Annotated in this window: 19 protein-coding genes and 2 pseudogenes; 6 read left to right on the top strand and 15 right to left on the bottom strand. The window is 71.7% G+C overall.

Going from position 1 to position 15,151, the window contains the following annotated elements; translation table 11 throughout:
* Nucleotides 1-347 precede the first annotated feature (347 nt).
* Entirely contained in the window at nucleotides 348-740 is a 393-nt protein-coding gene (locus tag AOK11_RS32455; protein ID WP_055597265.1) for a DUF2795 domain-containing protein, read from the top strand.
* A gap of 67 nt (nucleotides 741-807) precedes the next feature.
* Nucleotides 808-1,356, top strand: coding sequence for a type 1 glutamine amidotransferase domain-containing protein (locus AOK11_RS32450; protein ID WP_055597264.1), 549 nt, complete (start codon nucleotides 808-810; stop codon nucleotides 1,354-1,356).
* Nucleotides 1,357-1,457: 101 nt separating this feature from the next.
* On the opposite strand, the pseudogene AOK11_RS32445 reads toward AOK11_RS32450, so the two are convergent.
* Together AOK11_RS32445 and AOK11_RS32440 are read right to left on the bottom strand one after the other, a co-directional pair.
* Nucleotides 1,458-1,807 (bottom strand): annotated as a pseudogene (locus AOK11_RS32445) (DUF6158 family protein).
* Between the two features lie 41 nt (nucleotides 1,808-1,848).
* On the bottom strand, nucleotides 1,849-3,468 hold the full coding sequence (locus AOK11_RS32440) for an ABC-F family ATP-binding cassette domain-containing protein (RefSeq protein ID WP_055597262.1): 1,620 nt from the start codon (nucleotides 3,466-3,468) through the stop codon (nucleotides 1,849-1,851).
* Nucleotides 3,469-3,649: 181 nt separating this feature from the next.
* On the opposite strand from AOK11_RS32440, the gene AOK11_RS32435 reads away from it, so the two are divergent.
* Both AOK11_RS32435 and AOK11_RS32430 read left to right on the top strand, forming a co-directional pair.
* Nucleotides 3,650-4,471: a methyltransferase domain-containing protein gene (locus tag AOK11_RS32435; protein WP_055597261.1), complete on the top strand. Its 822-nt coding sequence runs from the start codon at nucleotides 3,650-3,652 to the stop codon at nucleotides 4,469-4,471.
* A 42-nt stretch (nucleotides 4,472-4,513) separates the two neighbouring features.
* Nucleotides 4,514-4,684: a hypothetical protein gene (locus AOK11_RS32430; RefSeq protein WP_055597260.1), complete on the top strand. Its 171-nt coding sequence runs from the start codon at nucleotides 4,514-4,516 to the stop codon at nucleotides 4,682-4,684.
* Between the two features lie 80 nt (nucleotides 4,685-4,764).
* On the opposite strand, the gene AOK11_RS32425 is transcribed toward AOK11_RS32430, so the two are convergent.
* The 13 genes from AOK11_RS32425 to AOK11_RS32365 all read right to left on the bottom strand — a co-directional run bounded on the left by AOK11_RS32425 (nucleotide 4,765) and on the right by AOK11_RS32365 (nucleotide 14,609).
* The gene (locus AOK11_RS32425; RefSeq protein ID WP_055597266.1) at nucleotides 4,765-5,022 is read right to left on the bottom strand and encodes a gas vesicle protein K; all 258 of its coding nucleotides are present in this window, start codon (nucleotides 5,020-5,022) and stop codon (nucleotides 4,765-4,767) included.
* Nucleotides 5,023-5,162: 140 nt separating this feature from the next.
* A complete protein-coding gene (locus tag AOK11_RS32420) occupies nucleotides 5,163-5,351 on the bottom strand; it encodes a gas vesicle protein (protein ID WP_055597259.1) in 189 nt (62 codons plus the stop codon).
* Complete coding sequence (locus tag AOK11_RS32415; protein ID WP_055597258.1) at nucleotides 5,348-6,133, bottom strand: GvpL/GvpF family gas vesicle protein; 786 nt, start codon at nucleotides 6,131-6,133, stop codon at nucleotides 5,348-5,350. The genes AOK11_RS32420 and AOK11_RS32415 overlap by 4 nt, the downstream gene beginning before the upstream one ends.
* Nucleotides 6,130-6,528 (bottom strand): gas vesicle protein, encoded by a 399-nt coding sequence (locus tag AOK11_RS32410; RefSeq protein ID WP_055597257.1) that lies wholly within the window; start codon nucleotides 6,526-6,528, stop codon nucleotides 6,130-6,132. The genes AOK11_RS32415 and AOK11_RS32410 overlap by 4 nt, the downstream gene beginning before the upstream one ends.
* Entirely contained in the window at nucleotides 6,525-7,634 is a 1,110-nt protein-coding gene (locus tag AOK11_RS32405; RefSeq protein WP_055597256.1) for an SRPBCC family protein, read from the bottom strand. The genes AOK11_RS32410 and AOK11_RS32405 overlap by 4 nt, the downstream gene beginning before the upstream one ends.
* The gene (locus tag AOK11_RS43125) at nucleotides 7,634-8,311 is read right to left on the bottom strand and encodes a hypothetical protein (RefSeq protein WP_055597255.1); all 678 of its coding nucleotides are present in this window, start codon (nucleotides 8,309-8,311) and stop codon (nucleotides 7,634-7,636) included. The genes AOK11_RS32405 and AOK11_RS43125 overlap by 1 nt, the downstream gene beginning before the upstream one ends.
* The gene (locus AOK11_RS32395) at nucleotides 8,308-8,571 is read right to left on the bottom strand and encodes a gas vesicle protein GvpG (RefSeq protein WP_055597254.1); all 264 of its coding nucleotides are present in this window, start codon (nucleotides 8,569-8,571) and stop codon (nucleotides 8,308-8,310) included. Before AOK11_RS32395 ends, AOK11_RS43125 begins: the two co-directional genes overlap by 4 nt.
* A gap of 4 nt (nucleotides 8,572-8,575) precedes the next feature.
* On the bottom strand, nucleotides 8,576-9,343 hold the full coding sequence (locus AOK11_RS32390) for a GvpL/GvpF family gas vesicle protein (protein ID WP_055597253.1): 768 nt from the start codon (nucleotides 9,341-9,343) through the stop codon (nucleotides 8,576-8,578).
* Nucleotides 9,340-9,768: a gas vesicle structural protein GvpA gene (locus AOK11_RS32385; RefSeq protein ID WP_055597252.1), complete on the bottom strand. Its 429-nt coding sequence runs from the start codon at nucleotides 9,766-9,768 to the stop codon at nucleotides 9,340-9,342. Before AOK11_RS32385 ends, AOK11_RS32390 begins: the two co-directional genes overlap by 4 nt.
* A 55-nt stretch (nucleotides 9,769-9,823) precedes the next feature.
* Nucleotides 9,824-10,192, bottom strand: a complete 369-nt coding sequence (locus AOK11_RS32380) for a gas vesicle protein GvpO (RefSeq protein WP_079035227.1) — start codon at nucleotides 10,190-10,192, stop codon at nucleotides 9,824-9,826.
* Between the two features lie 105 nt (nucleotides 10,193-10,297).
* Nucleotides 10,298-11,236 (bottom strand): non-homologous end-joining DNA ligase, encoded by a 939-nt coding sequence (ligD, locus tag AOK11_RS32375; RefSeq protein WP_055597250.1) that lies wholly within the window; start codon nucleotides 11,234-11,236, stop codon nucleotides 10,298-10,300.
* On the bottom strand, nucleotides 11,233-13,080 hold the full coding sequence (locus AOK11_RS32370) for a transketolase (RefSeq protein ID WP_055597249.1): 1,848 nt from the start codon (nucleotides 13,078-13,080) through the stop codon (nucleotides 11,233-11,235). The genes ligD and AOK11_RS32370 overlap by 4 nt, the downstream gene beginning before the upstream one ends.
* Nucleotides 13,077-14,609, bottom strand: a complete 1,533-nt coding sequence (locus AOK11_RS32365; protein ID WP_107098737.1) for an NAD(P)/FAD-dependent oxidoreductase — start codon at nucleotides 14,607-14,609, stop codon at nucleotides 13,077-13,079. The genes AOK11_RS32370 and AOK11_RS32365 overlap by 4 nt, the downstream gene beginning before the upstream one ends.
* A gap of 182 nt (nucleotides 14,610-14,791) precedes the next feature.
* Between AOK11_RS32365 and AOK11_RS45630 the strand changes: the two are divergent.
* Together AOK11_RS45630 and AOK11_RS43120 are read left to right on the top strand one after the other, a co-directional pair.
* Nucleotides 14,792-14,937, top strand: a pseudogene (locus tag AOK11_RS45630) (LLM class F420-dependent oxidoreductase); the annotation flags it as partial.
* Nucleotides 14,931-15,104: a hypothetical protein gene (locus AOK11_RS43120; RefSeq protein ID WP_157869494.1), complete on the top strand. Its 174-nt coding sequence runs from the start codon at nucleotides 14,931-14,933 to the stop codon at nucleotides 15,102-15,104. The pseudogene AOK11_RS45630 and the gene AOK11_RS43120, both read left to right, overlap by 7 nt.
* The last annotated feature ends 47 nt before the right edge of the window (nucleotides 15,105-15,151 follow it).

Genomic DNA, 15,151 nt, shown 5'->3' with positions numbered 1-15,151 from the left:
CGGGCCGGGGCCCCGGCCCGGGGCCCGCGTCCTGCGGTGCGGGGACGCCGTCGGGAACCTGCTCACCCACTCCGGGCAGCAGAAGGTCTTCGTAACGGCCCAGCATGAGCAGGACGCCGAGCATGAGCGGCGGGATGAGCAGTGCGAGCACCGCCATGGCGGTCCCCTTCCCAGGAGGCGGGCAGAGGCACGTACGGGTGAGGCATCCGGGTCTCCCGCCGTTCCCGGGGCAAACCGGCGCTGCACGACCCCGGTACCGAAGGGGGTGACGATCCGGCCGGCGAACCCCGTGTCGGTCTCCGCCCTCCGGGTACGCGGTGCGGACCCCGAACCACCTGGAGGGAAACATGCAGCGAGGCAGCAACCGGCTGAGTGTCCACCGCGACGACGAGATGAAGCACGAACTGCAGGGCCTGCTGAGGTCGGGGCACCCCACCCGGACCGAGGAGTGGAACGACCCGGAGCCGTCCGCCGAGGACGACCCGGAGGTGGCACGCGGTCCGGTGACACCGGGGCGCACGCCGACGTCGCTGGAGTCGGTGCGCCTGGAGCTGGCCAGGATCCTGACCCGCGGGGCGTTCCCCGCGGGTCCGCGCGAGCTGATGCGCACCCTGAGCCGGCAGCACGCTCCCGACACACTCGTCGAGGCGCTGGAACGCCTGCCCCGGCGGGCCCACTACGACAACGTGCAGGAACTGGCCGAGGCACTGACGCGGACCCGGGAGACGGAGAACGCGTAGGGGTCCGTCGGTTCCCCCATGCACCAATGACCGCACGCACGACGTGCACGAAAGGAGAAAAACCCTCATGCGTATCGCGTTCCTTGTCGCACCCGAAGGCGTCGAGCAGGTCGAACTGACCGAGCCGTGGCAGGCGGCCGTGGGCGCCGGTCACGAGCCCGTGCTCGTGTCGACGCAGTCCGGCAAGGTCCAGGCGTTCGACCATCTCGACAAGGCGGACACCTTCCCCGTGCAGGAGGTGGTCGGCGACACGACCGCCGCCTCCTTCAGCGGGCTGGTGCTGCCGGGCGGGGTGGCGAACCCGGACTTCCTGCGCACGGACGAGGCGGCCGTCGCGTTCGTGCGGGACTTCTTCCGGCAGGGCCGGCCGGTCGCCGCGATCTGCCACGCGCCCTGGGTCCTCGTCGAGGCGGACGTGGTCCGCGGCCGGGAGCTGACCAGCTGGCCCAGCCTCCGGACCGACCTCCGCAACGCCGGCGCCACCTGGGTCGACGAGCAGGTGAAGGTCTGCGACCACGGCGCGGCCAAGCTGGTCACCAGCCGTAAGCCGGACGACCTCGAGGCGTTCTGCGAGACGTACCTCGACGTCTTCGCCGCGGAGTCGAAGGAGGCCTGAGACGGAGACGGCCGTCGGGACGGAGACGGCCGGATGCCCGGGTCGGCGGCCGTCGCACGCCCGGCCCGGCGGCCGTCGAGCCCCCGGGACCGGGCCGTCCGTCAGGTGCCCGGGGCCGTGGGGCTCGCCGTGTCCGTGCCGCTCCGCTCCCGGGCCCCTTCGCGGGTGCGGCCCGCCGCCACCCAGCGGCGGGGGTTGCGGCGCAGGTACTCGCCCTCCAGCTGGGCCATGCGCTCGTTGTGGGCCCGCAGCGCGTCGTTGGAGGCGTGCAGCAGGGTGTCGTGGCGCGTGCGGTGGATGGTTTCCAGCTCCTTCATGAGCTGCTGGTCGTCCAGGCGGTTCGGCTCGACTCCGGTCATCGTGTGCCCCGCTCGTCGTGTGCGTCCTGCGGTCCGGGTACCCGCCGGGAAGGCCACGGGTTCCCGCGTCCCTGCGTCCACTCTACGAACATCCCGGGCACCGGGCCCGGTCCGCCCACCGGACCCGCTGCGGCTACCGGGCCCGTTCCACCCGGCGCTCGTCCCACACCGGTTCGGGGGTCTCCCGGACCCTGCCGTCGCTGCCGAAGACCAGGTAGCGGTCGAAGGAGCGGGCGAACCAGCGGTCGTGCGTGACGGCCAGCACCGTGCCCTCGAAGGCCTCCAGGCCTTCCTGGAGCGCCTCCGCCGACTCCAGGTCCAGGTTGTCCGTCGGCTCGTCGAGCAGCAGCGCGGTGACGCCCTGGAGCTCGAGCAGCAGGATCTGGAACCGGGCCTGCTGGCCGCCGGAGAGCCGTTCGAAGGTCTGCTCGGCCTGGCCGGTCAGTTCGTAGCGGCGCAGCCGGGACATGGCGGCGCCCCGGTCCTGGGCGTGCTCCTTCCACAGGATGTCCAGGAGGGTGCGGTCCTCCAGTTCGGGGTGCGCGTGCGTCTGTGCGAAGTGTCCGGGGACGACCCGGGCGCCGAGCCGCCAGCCGCCGGTGTGGCTCACGTCGTCCCCGGCGAGCAGGCGCAGGAAGTGCGACTTGCCGGAGCCGTTGGAGCCGAGTACGGCGACCCGTTCGCCGTAGAAGACCTCCAGGTCGAAGGGTTTCATCAGGCCGGTGAGTTCGAGCTGCTCGCAGGTGACCGCGCGCACTCCGGTCCGGCCGCCCTTGAGACGCATCCTGATGTCCTGCTCGCGCGGCGGCTCCGGCGGCGGGCCGGCCTCCTCGAACTTGCGCAGCCGGGTCTGCGCCGCCTGGTACCGGGATGCCATGTCGTGGCTGACGGAGGCGGCCTGACGGAGGTTCAGCACGAGTTTCTTCAACTGGGCGTGCTTCTCGTCCCACCGCCGGCGCAGCTCCTCGAAGCGGGCGAAGCGTTCGCGGCGGGCCTCGTGGTACGTGGCGAAGCCGCCGCCGTGCACCCAGGCGTCGGCGCCGGTGGGGCTCGGCTCGAGGGAGACGATGCGCTGGGCCGCACCGGCGAGCAGCTCCCGGTCGTGGGAAACGAACAGCACGGTCTTGCGCGTCTGTTCGAGCCGCTCCTCCAGCCAGCGCTTGCCGGGCACGTCGAGGTAGTTGTCGGGCTCGTCAAGGAGCAGGACCTCGTCGGTGCCGCGCAGGAGCGCCTCGAGGACCAGGCGTTTCTGCTCGCCGCCGGAGAGGGTGCGCACCTGGCGCCACTGCGCCTGGTCGTACGGGACGCCGAGCGCGGCCGTCGTGCACATGTCCCACATCGTCTCGGCCTCGTAGCCGCGTGCCTCCGCCCAGTCGGCGAGGGCCTGCGCGTACCCCAGCTGGGCGGCCTCGTCGTCGACGGTGAGAAGGGCGTGCTCGGCCTTGTCGACGGCACGGGCCGCTTCGCGGATTCTGGGAGTGGCGACGGAGACGAGGAGGTCGCGCACGGTCGTCTCGTCCCGTACGGAGCCCACGAACTGGCGCATGACGCCGAGACCGCCGCTGACCGTGACCGATCCGCCGTGCGGCTTCAGCTCGCCGGCGAGGAGGCGCAGGAGGGTCGTCTTGCCCGCCCCGTTGGGTCCGACCAGGGCCATGACGGCCCCTTCTCCCACCCGGAAGGACACGTCGCCCAGGAGTGCCCTCCCGTCGGGAAGGAAGTACTCCAGATACGCGGCTTCGAGGTGACCCATGGGAGGCCATTGTCCGGGGCGTCGGCGCAGGTGGCAAACCGTTTTACCTCTCGGGCTCGACGATGCCTCCCCACACCCCTTCGTCCACAATGTGAAACGGGGGTCTCACCATGCGGCCGGGGCGCGTACGGTGACGGTCGTTCGGAAGAGGCGTACGCGACGACGAGGGGACGGGTTCACCATGCCGGCACCGCGAGAAACCGCTGTCTACACCCACGGGCATCACGAGTCGGTGCTGCGGTCGCACACCTGGCGGACCGCGGCCAACTCGGCCGCGTACCTCCTCGGAGTGCTGCGACCCGACATGCGGATCCTGGACATCGGATGCGGGCCCGGCACCATCACCGCGGACCTGGCGTCGCTCGTCCCCGACGGGCACGTCACCGGTCTCGACCGGGCGCCGGGCGTCCTGGAGCAGGCCCGTGCCACGGCGGCCGGACGAGGTCTGGCGAACACCTCCTTCACGGTGGGCAACGTGCACGCGCTGGACTTCCCGGACGACACGTTCTGCGTGGTCCATGCCCATCAGGTGCTCCAGCACGTGGGGGATCCGGTGCGGGCGCTGCGCGAGATGGGACGGGTGACCAGGCCGGGCGGGTACATCGCCGTCCGTGACGCCGACTACGCGGCGATGACCTGGTATCCCCCGTCGCGAGGCATGGACGACTGGCTGGAGCTGTACCGACGGGTGGCGCGGGCCAACGGCGGCGAACCGGACGCCGGGCGGCGGCTGAAGTCCTGGGCGCTGGCCGCGGGACTCACGGACGTCACCGCCGGCTCGGGCACCTGGACCTTCTCGACCGACGAGGAGCGGGCCTGGTGGAGCGGTCTGTGGGCGGACCGCACGGTGGCGTCGGCCTATGCCGGGCGGGCCGTCGAGCAGGGTCACGCCACCGGCGGGCAGCTGCGGGCGGCGGCACAGGCGTGGCGGGAATGGGGCGCGCGGGACGACGGCTGGTTCAGTGTGCTGCACGGAGAAATTCTGTGCCGCAAGGAAGCCTGAAACACGAATTCGGGGCAATCAGAACGGCAGGAGGTTGACATTATGGTTCCCATTCTGCTCGTTCTGCTTCTGGCCCTGGTCCTTTTCGGCGCCGGTTTCGCGGTGAAGGTGCTCTGGTGGATCGCCTTGGCGGTTCTCGTCGTGTGGCTGCTGGGATTCCTCATGCGCAGCACAACTGCGGGCGGAGGCAGGGGCCGCTGGTACAGGTGGTGAGGTGACGGTCGGCGCGTGACGCACGACGTCGTCCCAAGGGCCCGTCCCCGGGGAACTCCCGGGGACGGGCCCTTGGGGATTCAGTCCCGCGGCAGCAGCGGTCCGAGCGGCCCGAGGTCCAGATTCAGGTCCTCGGGCCGCAGTCCGTAGCGGTCCCGCAGTTCCGCCATCCGGTCCCCGAGCAGCATCAGGGTGAGCCCGATGCGCTCCTCCTGCTCCTCCGTCAGGTCTCCCTCGTCGAACCGGCGCAACGCCTGGCGCTCCATGAGCTGGCGCAGCAGTTCCACGACGGTGAGCACCAGTTTGACCAGGTCGCGTTCGACCGTGTCCGGCTCCAGGTCGAGCCGGTTGCGCCGACCGCTCCGGTCATGCCGGCCACCGTGCGGCTCGTCGACGTGCGACTCGCCGACGTGCGGCTCGTCGGCGTGCGGCTCGTCGGCGTGCGGCTCGTCGGCGTGGTGGTCGTCCGGGGCGGCCGTCAACGCAACTCCTCGAAGGGCGACGGAACGTTCGCGTTCACCGAGCTGATGAGCGCGTTGAGGTCGATACGGACCAGGTCGACGTCCGCGATGCGCAACGTGAGGTCGCCGGTGATGACAACGCCGCCGGCCAGGAGCCGGTCGAGCAGATCCACCAGGGCTATCTCCCGGCGTTCGACGACGGTCATGCCCCCTCCTCCCCCGCCACCGATTCCTCCCCGGCGAACGAATAGGCCGCCCAGGGGCCGGTGAGTTCTACACGTATTCCGGGCGCCCCGTCCCTCGTCCGTTCCACCGTTTCCACGAATTTCTCGGACTCCGCCCGCGGCACCAGATAGGCCGCGTTCAGCACATTGCGCCCCGAGGCGCCGGAGAGCGTGGGATTCTGCGGCGCGTGCAACCGGGAATCCTCGGCACAGCCGGAAAGCGTCTCGTGCAGATGGGTCGAGAAAGCCTCGGCCCGCTGCCACAGGTCGTCGTGCGATTTCGTCTCCATGCGCCGTTGGCGCAGGTAGTCCCGGCCCGAGGCGGGCTTGCGCGGGGACGGTGCGGCGGCGGGGCCCGGCGTCTGCTCCGCCTCGACGAAGACCTTCACGCCCCATTCGACCCGGCCGTCCAACCGGGCCAGCGTCCGCAGGAAGCTCTCCTCGCGCGCCTCCACCATCGTCCGTACGCCGCTGTCGTCGCGGAACACGGTGCCGAGCCGCAGCGGCAGCGGCGTCGTGACGGTGGTGAGGGCGTCGATGACGCCCTGGTGGGCGCGGGCGACCGTGGTCAGCCAGTCGAGGTCCTCCAGATGCGCATGGAAGGGTTCCTCGGCGAAGTCCGCCTCCGGCACATGGCTGACGACGGCCACCAGGCCGTGGTGGGTCAGCAGCCGGGGCGGATCCCCCGCCACGCCGGCCAGCTGTGCCTGGAGCGGAGCGCCGAAGGGCCGGCAGACGGCGTAGACGTACCGCAGTCCGGTCACGGGGCCTCCTTGTGTGGACGGTCGGTCTCCCGCTGATGGTCGGCCTCCCGCCGGCGGCCGGTCTCCAGCGAACGGCCGGTCTCCTCCTGACGGCCGGTCTCCAGTTCGGCCAGCCGCTCGCGCAACTCGGCGTTCTCCTTGGCCAGTTCGGAGCGGCGGGCGCGTGAGGACAGCGCCGGGTCCGTCTCCCACCAGTCGATCCCCATCTCCTTCGCCTTGTCGACGGAGGCGACGACGAGCCGCAGTTTGATGGTGAGCAGTTCGATGTCGAGCAGGTTGATGCGGATGTCGCCCGCGATGACGATGCCCTTGTCGAGCACCCTCTCGAGGATGTCGGCGAGGTTGGCGCCGCTCCCCTGGCCGTACGGCTCGGGGAAGCGGCCGGGTGTGGTCATCGTCGGCTCCCGCCCTCGGCGTACTCGGGCTCGTACTCCTCCTCGCCTTCGCCCTCCTGCTCGTCCTCGTAGGCGTCCTCGTCCTCGTAGGCGTCCTCCGCCGGTTCCTCGTCCTCCGCGGCTTCGTCCGCCTCCTCGTACGCCTCGTCGTCCTCGTACTCGGCCTCCGGCTCCTCCTCTTCGCCTTCGCGGGCTTCCTCGTCCTCGTCGCGCGAGGCCTCCTCCTCTTCCTCGGCGACGGCGTCCTCGTGGCTGCGGACGACTTCCCCGTCCTGGATCTCGCCGCGCCAGCCGTCCTCGGCCTCGCCCTTGAACGTGATGAAGCGGGCGAAGTTCTTCAGGTCGAGCCGGGCCCGGCGGCCCTGGGCGCGCCAGATGTTGCCGGTCTTCTCGAACAGGCCGACGGGGTAGTACTCGATGACCAGGAGGACCCGGGTGAGGTTGTCGGCGAGTCGGTGGAAGGAGACGACGCCCTTCGTGGTGCCCTTGGCACCCTCGGAGGACCAGACGATGCGGTAGTCGGGGACCTGCTCGGTGGTCTTCGCCTTCCAGCTGCGGTTGGACCAGAAGACCTTCAGCTGCCAGTCCGAGGTGGTGTCGTCGCCCTTGCCGGCGCTCTTGACACCCTTCGCGAAGGTGCTGAAGTCCTGGTACTGGGTCCACTGGTCGTAGGCGGTGCGCAGCGGGACGCCGACATCGATGTGCTCGATGATGACGGTGGGCTTCTTCCCCGCCGATCCCTTGCCCTTGCCCTTGCCGCCCAGCAGGCCCTTGAAGGCGCCCATCACGTTGTCCTTGACGCGCGAGGCGCCCAGTTCGACGGCGGTGCGCAGAGGGCTCTTGCCCTCGGCGAGTTTGCGGCCGCCGTCCAGTGCCAGCTTGGCGAACCCGGGGCTGTTGCCCTCGGCGATGTCGGTGAGTTTGCCGGTCGTCTCGCCGAGTTTGCGGCCGACACCGGTCAGCATGCGGGTGGCCTGGACCGCGAGGTAGTCCTGCAGTTCTGCCTTGAGGCGGTCGGCGGCCTCGCTGTGGGCCACGTCGGCGAGCGGGTTCTTCGACGTCCCCTCGCGTGCGGCGGAAGCGGCCGAGCCGAGTGTCCCGGCCATCACTCACCGCCTCCCTTCGCCGTGCGGGAGCGGGTGCCCCGGGACGAGGCCGTCCGCGCGGCCGTGGTCTTCTTGCCGGCCGTCTTCTTGGCCGCGGCCTTCTTCGCCGGAGCGGCCTTCTTCGCCGGAGCGGCCTTCCCGGTCGGCGCCTTCTTGGCGGGGGCCTTCTTGGCAGGAGTCTTCTTCGCCAGGGCCTTCTTGGCCGCCTCCTTCGAGGGGACCCTCTTCGACGGCCGCTCGGGGGGCGGTTCCGGCTCCTCGCCGTCCGGTTCGTCGTCCCCGGCCTTCTCGTCGTACTCGTCCTCGTCGTACTCGGCGTCCTCGTCGTACCCGTCGTCCTCGCGGTCCGGCCGGCCGGCCGCACCGGACAGTTGGTCGCGCATCTCGGCGGTACGGCCGTGCAGTTTGCCGGCGAGGGAGTTGAGCTGCCGTTCCACGAGGGCCCCGGAGGCCGCCTTGCCCGCGCCGCGCAGATCCCCGCGCAGCTGGTCCCCCAACTCCTTGAACTGCGGGTTGTTCTGCAGCTGCTTGGACACCAGGTCCGTGATCATCCGCGGGCCGAGGTTCAGTTTCTTGCCGGCCACCAGGCCGCCGACGGCGACCGCCATCTTCAGTTTCTTCGTCCGTCCGAGAAAGTATCCGGCCCCTATCGCGAGGCCAAGTGCCGTTCGGTTCATTGTGGTGTCGTCCCGTCCCCTGTGGCGCCGGTGTGCATTGCGGTCTCCAACCGGTCGAGGAGTACGTCCTCCTGCTGGTCGAACTCCTCCTCGGTGATCTCTCCGGCCTCCAACTGCTCCTCGAGCCGGGCCAGTTCGGTACGGATCGTGGCGGGGTCGTAGTAGATGCGTTCCGCCTCGCGAAGCACCTGTTGGATGGCCCAGCCGCTGCCGCGCACGGGGGCGAACGGCAGCAGCAGTACCTCCGAGATCAGGCCCATGCCGTCACCCCGCTCCGGCGTCCGCCCCGCCGGCCGTGGTGCCCGCCGGTTCGGCCGGGCCGGGTTCCACGAAGCTGTACGGCGGCAGCGGACCGTTGAGCCGCACCTCCAGGTGCGGCATGGCCTCGCGAACCCGGTCCACGGCGGCCATGAAGTTCGCGGCGGCGTCGCGCTCCACCAGGAAGGAGACGTTGGCGAGCCAGCCCGTGGATTCGGGGCCCACGCCCACGGCGTCGGCCGCCGGTTCCAGGGCGCGCTGCACGGCGGCGCCGTCCTCGGCCTCCTGCCCCCTGACCGCACCGGCGACCATCTCGCCGAGGCGGATCTTGTCGTCGTAACTTCCGCCGCCGGCCTTCCGGTTGGCCTCCGCGAGGGCACGGACCTCCGGATTCACGGCCATCACGTGGTGCAGTACGGCTTCCTCGACATGATTGGCCTTGACGTTGTACTCGACCCGGCCGTCCAGAGCCCGCAGGCGCTCCTTGTAGTGCTCGGCGCGCTCGGTGAGGACGTCGGTGACGGCGTTGTCGTCGGGGGCGACGCTGCCGAACCGCATCGGCAGCACACAGCCCTCCGCACCCACCTCGCCGAGCACGTTCTGGTGGGCGAGCAGTTCCCTGCGCTTGGGACGCAGCCCCTCGGGGGCGTCACTGACGACGGCCGCCAGGTCGCCCGCCTTCAGGACGCGCAGCGGGCCCTCCCCCACGCCGCTCAGGTACTCGGGAACGGCGGGGTGCGTACTCGCGATGATGCCGTAGACGTACGTGCTCACTCCTGCTCCTCCTTCCGGCGTGCCGAGGTGCTCTTGCGGGCCCGCGGACGGGACTCCCGCTCGGAGCTTTCGCCGCGTGCCTGCTGGAAGGCGTCGGAGATGGTCTCGGCCGCGCCGGACAGCGCACCCTTGGACTTGCCGCGGGCGCCGGACTCGGTCATCTCACCGACCAGGTCGGGCAGGCCCGGGTCCTTGCGCGGCCCGGACTCCAGGTCGAGCCGGTTGCATGCCTCGGCGAAGCGCAGATAGGTGTCGACGCTGGCGACGACGACGCGCACGTCGATCTTGAGGATCTCGATGCCGACCAGGGAGACACGCACGAATGCATCGATGACGAGCCCCCTGTCCAGGACGAGCTCAAGCACGTCGTAGAGGCCACTGCTGCCGCCTCCACCGCCGGACTGTTGTGCCGGTACGACTGTCATGCCGACTGTTCCTCCATTTCTGTGAGTGTGGGAGCGAGGCCGGGCGGGCGGCCTGCTAGCCGCCGGACCTGCGTCCGTCGGCCCGTCCTCGCTCGTAGCGGCGAACACGCCGGTAACCGGTGAGCTGGCCGTCGGGATCGAGCTCCACCTGGTAGCTCGCCATCAGGCTCATCGTGTCGGGGACGCGCTCGAGTTCGAGGACCTCGACCTCCAGCGCCCAGCCCTCCTCCGTCTGCGTGAAGGACGACACGGACTCGGCTTCCATACCGGTGAGCTCCGCGAGCTGTCCGCGCGCTTGGCGCAGCACCTCCATCGGGCCCGGCCGCTTGTTCGCTCTGGTGTTTTCCGTGGACTTGCGGGATTCGCGGGAATCCTGTGCTTCCTGTGAACCCTTGGAATCTTCGGTGTTTCTTGCGTTCGCCATGGGCACCTCCTCCTCCGTGTGGCCGTAAGTCCGTTCGCCAAACCTCATGGGGCTCACCCGATTGCCACGGCCGCGCTCCCTGCCTGTTCGGCCGGCCGAAGACGGTCAGCCCCGCAGCGCGGCCAGCCGTCGGCGGGCCGGGCCCAGGGCGCGGCCCCGGCGCGGCAGCCCGGCCCAGGGGTCGGTACGCAGCTGATCGAGGGCGTCGGCGACGGTCCAGCGGCGGGCGTGCAGCTCCGGGTCGTCCAGCTGGTCCCAGGAGAGGGGGGTCGCGACGGGGGCGCCGGGCAGGGCACGGACGGTGCAGGGTGCGACCGCGGTCTGCGCATAGACGTTGCGCTGCACGTCCAGGTAGAGCCGGTCGCCGCGGTCCTTCTTGCGCGCGGCGGTGGTGAGCCGGTCGGGGTGGGCGTCGGCGAGGGTGTCGGCGACCTCGCGGGCGAAGGCGCGCACCTCGTCGACGTCGTGGTCACCGGTGAGCGGCACGATCGCATGGAGCCCTCGGGAGCCCGTGGTCATCAGTGCCGAGGGCAGGTTCAGCTCGTCCAGCAGCTCCCCCAGCAGGCGGGCCGCCTCCCGGACCGTCCCGAAGTCGTCCCCCGAGGGGTCGAGGTCGAAGACCAGCCGGTCCGGACGGCCGGTCCTGTCGGCCGGGGCGGCGCGGGACAACCAGCGGTGCAGGGTGATGCTCGCCTGGTCGACGAGGTACAGCAGGGTCGCCGTGTCGTCGCACACGGTGTGGCACACCGTGCCGCCCTCCTTGGCGACCTCGACCCGGGTGATCCACTCCGGGTAGCTCCCGGGGGTGTTCTTCTGCATGAACGTGGGCCCGTCGATGCCGTCCGGGTGCCGCTCCAGCATCAGCGGACGGCCCCGCAGGTGCGGCAGCATGAAGGGGGCGACGGCCCGGTGGTAGTCGACCAGGTCGCCCTTGGTGTACTCCCCGGCGCCCCCGCCGCCGGGGAAGAGCACCTTTCCCGGCCGGTGGATCCGCACGGTGCGGCGCCCGGCCCGCACGGTCCGCACGGCGGCCTCGCCGCTCACGTCACGATCGCCTGCTCCACCAGCAGCCGCCCGGCCGCCGCGATCGACTCGGCGTCGATGCCGGCGGCGTGCAGCTGCTCCTCGGGGGAGGCCGAACCCGGCATGCCCCGTACGGCGAGCCGCACCAGGCGCGGCACGGGCCGTCCGTCGGTGAACGCCTCGAGGACCGCGTCCCCGAGGCCGCCCTCCGGATGGTGGTCCTCCACGGTCACCAGGCAGCCGGTCTCCTCGGCGGCCCGGCGCAGGGTGTCCCGGTCGACGGGCTTGACCGAGTACAGGTCGATCACCCGTACCGCGACGCCCTCCCCCGCCAGCGCGTCCGCGGCGGCCAGGGCCTCGGGCACCGTGACACCCGCCGCCAGCAGCGTCATTCGGTCCCGTTCCGAGGAACGCAGGACCTTGCTGCCGCCGACGGGGAACTCCTCGCCGGGGCCGTAGATCACGGGACTCTCGCCGCGCGAGGTGCGCAGGTACCGGATGCCGTCGAGGTCCGCCATCGCGGCGACCAGACGCGCGGTCTGGTTGGCGTCACAGGGGTAGAGCACCGTCGAGCCGTGCACCGCCCGCATCATCGCCAGGTCCTCGAGGCCCATCTGGCTGGGCCCGTCCTCGCCGATGGCGACCCCGGCGTGCGAGCCGACGAGGTTGACGCCGGCACCGCTGACCGACGCCATGCGGATGAAGTCGTGGGCGCGGGTCAGGAAGGCGGCGAAGGTGGCGGCGTAGGGCACCCAGCCGCGCGTCGCCGTCCCCACCGCCGTGGCCACCAGCTGTTGCTCGGCGATGTAGCACTCGACGTAGCGTTCGGGATGCTCCTTGGCGAAGAACTCCGCGCGGGTGGAGTCGCCGACCTCCCCGTCCAGGACCACGACGTCGCCGCGCACGGTGCCGAGGGCGGCCAGCGCCTCACCGAAGGCGTTCCGTGTCGCCACCTTCTCGCCCTTGTCCCACCGGGGCGGTTCGGCCTGCCCGGTGTGCACGGCGTGCAGCACGCGGGCGGCGGGCGGTTCCGGCACCCGGACGCGCAGGTCGCGGGGGCCGCCGAGTTCGGCGATCGCCTCGTCGGCGTCCGGCAGCGGCTTGCCGTGCATCCCCTCGCGGTCCTGCACCGCCTCGACGCCCTTGCCCTTGAGGGTGCGGGCGAGGATCACGGTCGGCTGCCCCTTGGTGGAGGACGCCTCCCCGTACGCCCGGTCGACGGCGTCGACGTCGTGCCCGTCCACCTCCACGGCGTGCCAGCCGAAGGCCTCGAAGCGGCGGGCGTACGCGTCGAGGTCGTGGCCGTGCCGGGTGGGGCCGCGCTGGCCGAGCCGGTTCACGTCCACGAGGACGGTCAGGTTGTCGAGGTTCTCGTACGCGGCGTGCTCGGCGGCCTCCCACACCGAGCCCTCGGCCAGTTCGCTGTCCCCGCACATCACCCACACCCGGTAGCCGGAGCGGTCGAGCCGCTTCCCGGCCAGCGCGATGCCGACGCCGACCGGGAATCCCTGGCCGAGCGACCCGGTGGCCGTCTCGACCCAGGGCAGCCGCCGGGGGGTGGGATGGCCTTCGAGGCGGCTGCCGAGCTTGCGGAAGGTGAGCAGTTCCTCGTCGTCGATGGCGCCGACCGCCTTGAACGCGGCGTACATGAGGGGCGAGGCGTGCCCCTTGGAGAGGACGAAACGGTCGTTGCCCGGGTGCTCCGGGTGGTCGAAGTCGTAGCGGAAGTGACGCGCCAGCAGGACGGCCATCAGGTCGGCCGCGGACATCGAGGACGTGGGATGCCCGGAGCCGGCGGCGTCCGCGGCGCGGACACTGTCCACGCGCAACTGCTGCCCGAGCTCGACGAGTTCACCGGTGTTCATGAGTCTCCTTCGACGGAATCGACGGGGTTGCCGGGATCGGCCGGGTTGCCCGGGCCGGCGGGGTTGTCGGAGCTGTCGGTGCGCTTGACGGGGCCCGGGGCGAGGTGCGGGCCGGCGGGCGGCCGGGGGCCGGACCGCCTCCTCCCCGGTTCACCGCCGGGCCGGTTCCCGGCGGGCCCGGGGGCCGGCTCGGCGGCCTCCTCGCCGGACCTCTTCCGTCCCGGGCCGGGGGGCACCCTGGCCACTTCCGGGGACGCGGTGTCCAGCGGCACCGACCAGGACCGTACGAGCCCCAACTGCACCGCCTGCCGCGGCAGTACGGCGTCCAGCAGCCAGTCGGCGGCGACCCTCGCCCGGTTGCCGGGCATCGCCGCGAGGTGGTAGCCGCGGGTGACCGCGCCCGCCGCCGGACCGGACAGGTGGACGCCGAGCGGGTTGGCCGCTGCCTTGACGCCGCCGAGGTCCACCACGAACCCGAGGTCGCTGTGGCGGTAGGCGCGCGGCTCTCCGTCGCCGAAGGAGGCGGCGACGTTGTGCGCGCAGACCTTGCCCTGCCGCCAGGCGTGCTGCGCGGTCATCGGGGTGTACTGTCCGGGATTCTCCAGATCGGGCACCGCCGCCGCGTCACCGCAGGCGAACACCTCGGGCCGCCCCGGCACCCGCAGCTGCGGGTCCACCAGCAGCCGCCCGCGCTCCATGGGCAGCCCCAGCGACTCGGCGAGCGGATCGGGCCGCACGCCCACGCACCACACCAGCGTCCGCGTGTCGACGAACTCCCCGTCGGTCAGCAGCACTCCCTCGCGCGTGGCCTCCTTCACGGAGGTCCCCATCCGCACGTCCACGCCCCGGTCGCGCAGGACCCGGTCGGCGGTGCGGGAGAGCCGCTCGTCGAGCTCGGGCAGGACCCGGTCGGCGATGTCCAGCAGCAGCCAGCGGGGCCGCATGCCTGTCCGCATGGGGTGCTTGTGGACCTGCGCGTCGCTGAACAGCTTTCCGTGCGCGGCGACTTCGGTTCCGGTGTAACCGGCGCCGACCACCACGAAGGTGCACCGGGCGGCGCAGGTCGCGGGGTCGTCGGTGGCCGCCGCGAGCTCCACCTGCCGGGTCACGTGGTCGCGCAGGTACAGTGCCTCGGGCAGTCCTCGGAAGCCGTGCGCGTGCTCGGCGACCCCCGGGATGGGCAGCAGCTTGTTGACACTGCCGGCGGCCAGCACCAGCCGGTCGTAGGAGAGGCTGCCGCCGTCGCCCTCGGGGCCGGTGTAGTGCACGGTCCGGGCGTCGAGGTCGATGCGGTCGGCCTCGCCCAGCACCAGCCGTACCTGCCGCAGCGTCCCGGAGAGGGAGACGGTGACCCGGCGCGGCTCCAGGATGCCGGCGGCGACCTGGGGCAGCAGCGGCAGGTACAGGAAGTAGTCGGTCGGGTTCAGCAGGGTGATGTCGGCCCGGCCCCGGGCCAGCCGGGAGAGGGTGCGGGCCGTGCGGTACCCGGCGAAGCCGGCACCGATGATCACTGTGCGGGGTCGACTCACGGTTCGCCTCCGGGGCTGTCGTCACGTACCTCGGGAGACTTCCGCGTCCCCCTGGCCGGGGTCGCCAAACGTCCGCGGGCTTCCGCCCCGGCCCTGTCGCCGGTGTCCGCTCCGGCCCCCGGGCGTCCGGAGCAGGACCCGAATCGTCCCTGTCCCGGAGGCACTCCTCTGCCCGGGCACGGCTGTTTTCCTCATGTGAGCAGTACGGTCCCGCCGAACCGGTGGAGCGGGCGCGGATGGCCGAACAGGCCGGGGTCGGGGACTGTGGCTCTCGGACCACTGCCCTCCGTGGGACGACGAGCAGGGGCAGAGCCCCTTCGTGTGGTCGCCGGGCCGATCCGGTGCGCGGACGCGGGCTTCGACCTCGTCCACGTCCATCGGATCGGCCCGGATCTGCGCGGCTTCCTCGACTTCTCCCGTGCGAAGGTGCCGCCGCGGTCGCAGGCCCGGTGCCCCGGTGCCCCGGTGACGCCCGGCGGCCCGGTGACCCGGTGAGGAGGCGGCACGGCGAGGGCACGGGCCGTGGCCCGTGCCCTCGCCGT

It is taken from the genome of Streptomyces hirsutus (assembly GCF_001418415.1).
GTDB lineage: Bacteria > Actinomycetota > Actinomycetes > Streptomycetales > Streptomycetaceae > Streptomyces > Streptomyces hirsutus.
The sequence above is the reverse complement of the archived record's forward strand: the minus strand, read 5'-3'. Positions and strand labels throughout refer to the sequence as shown.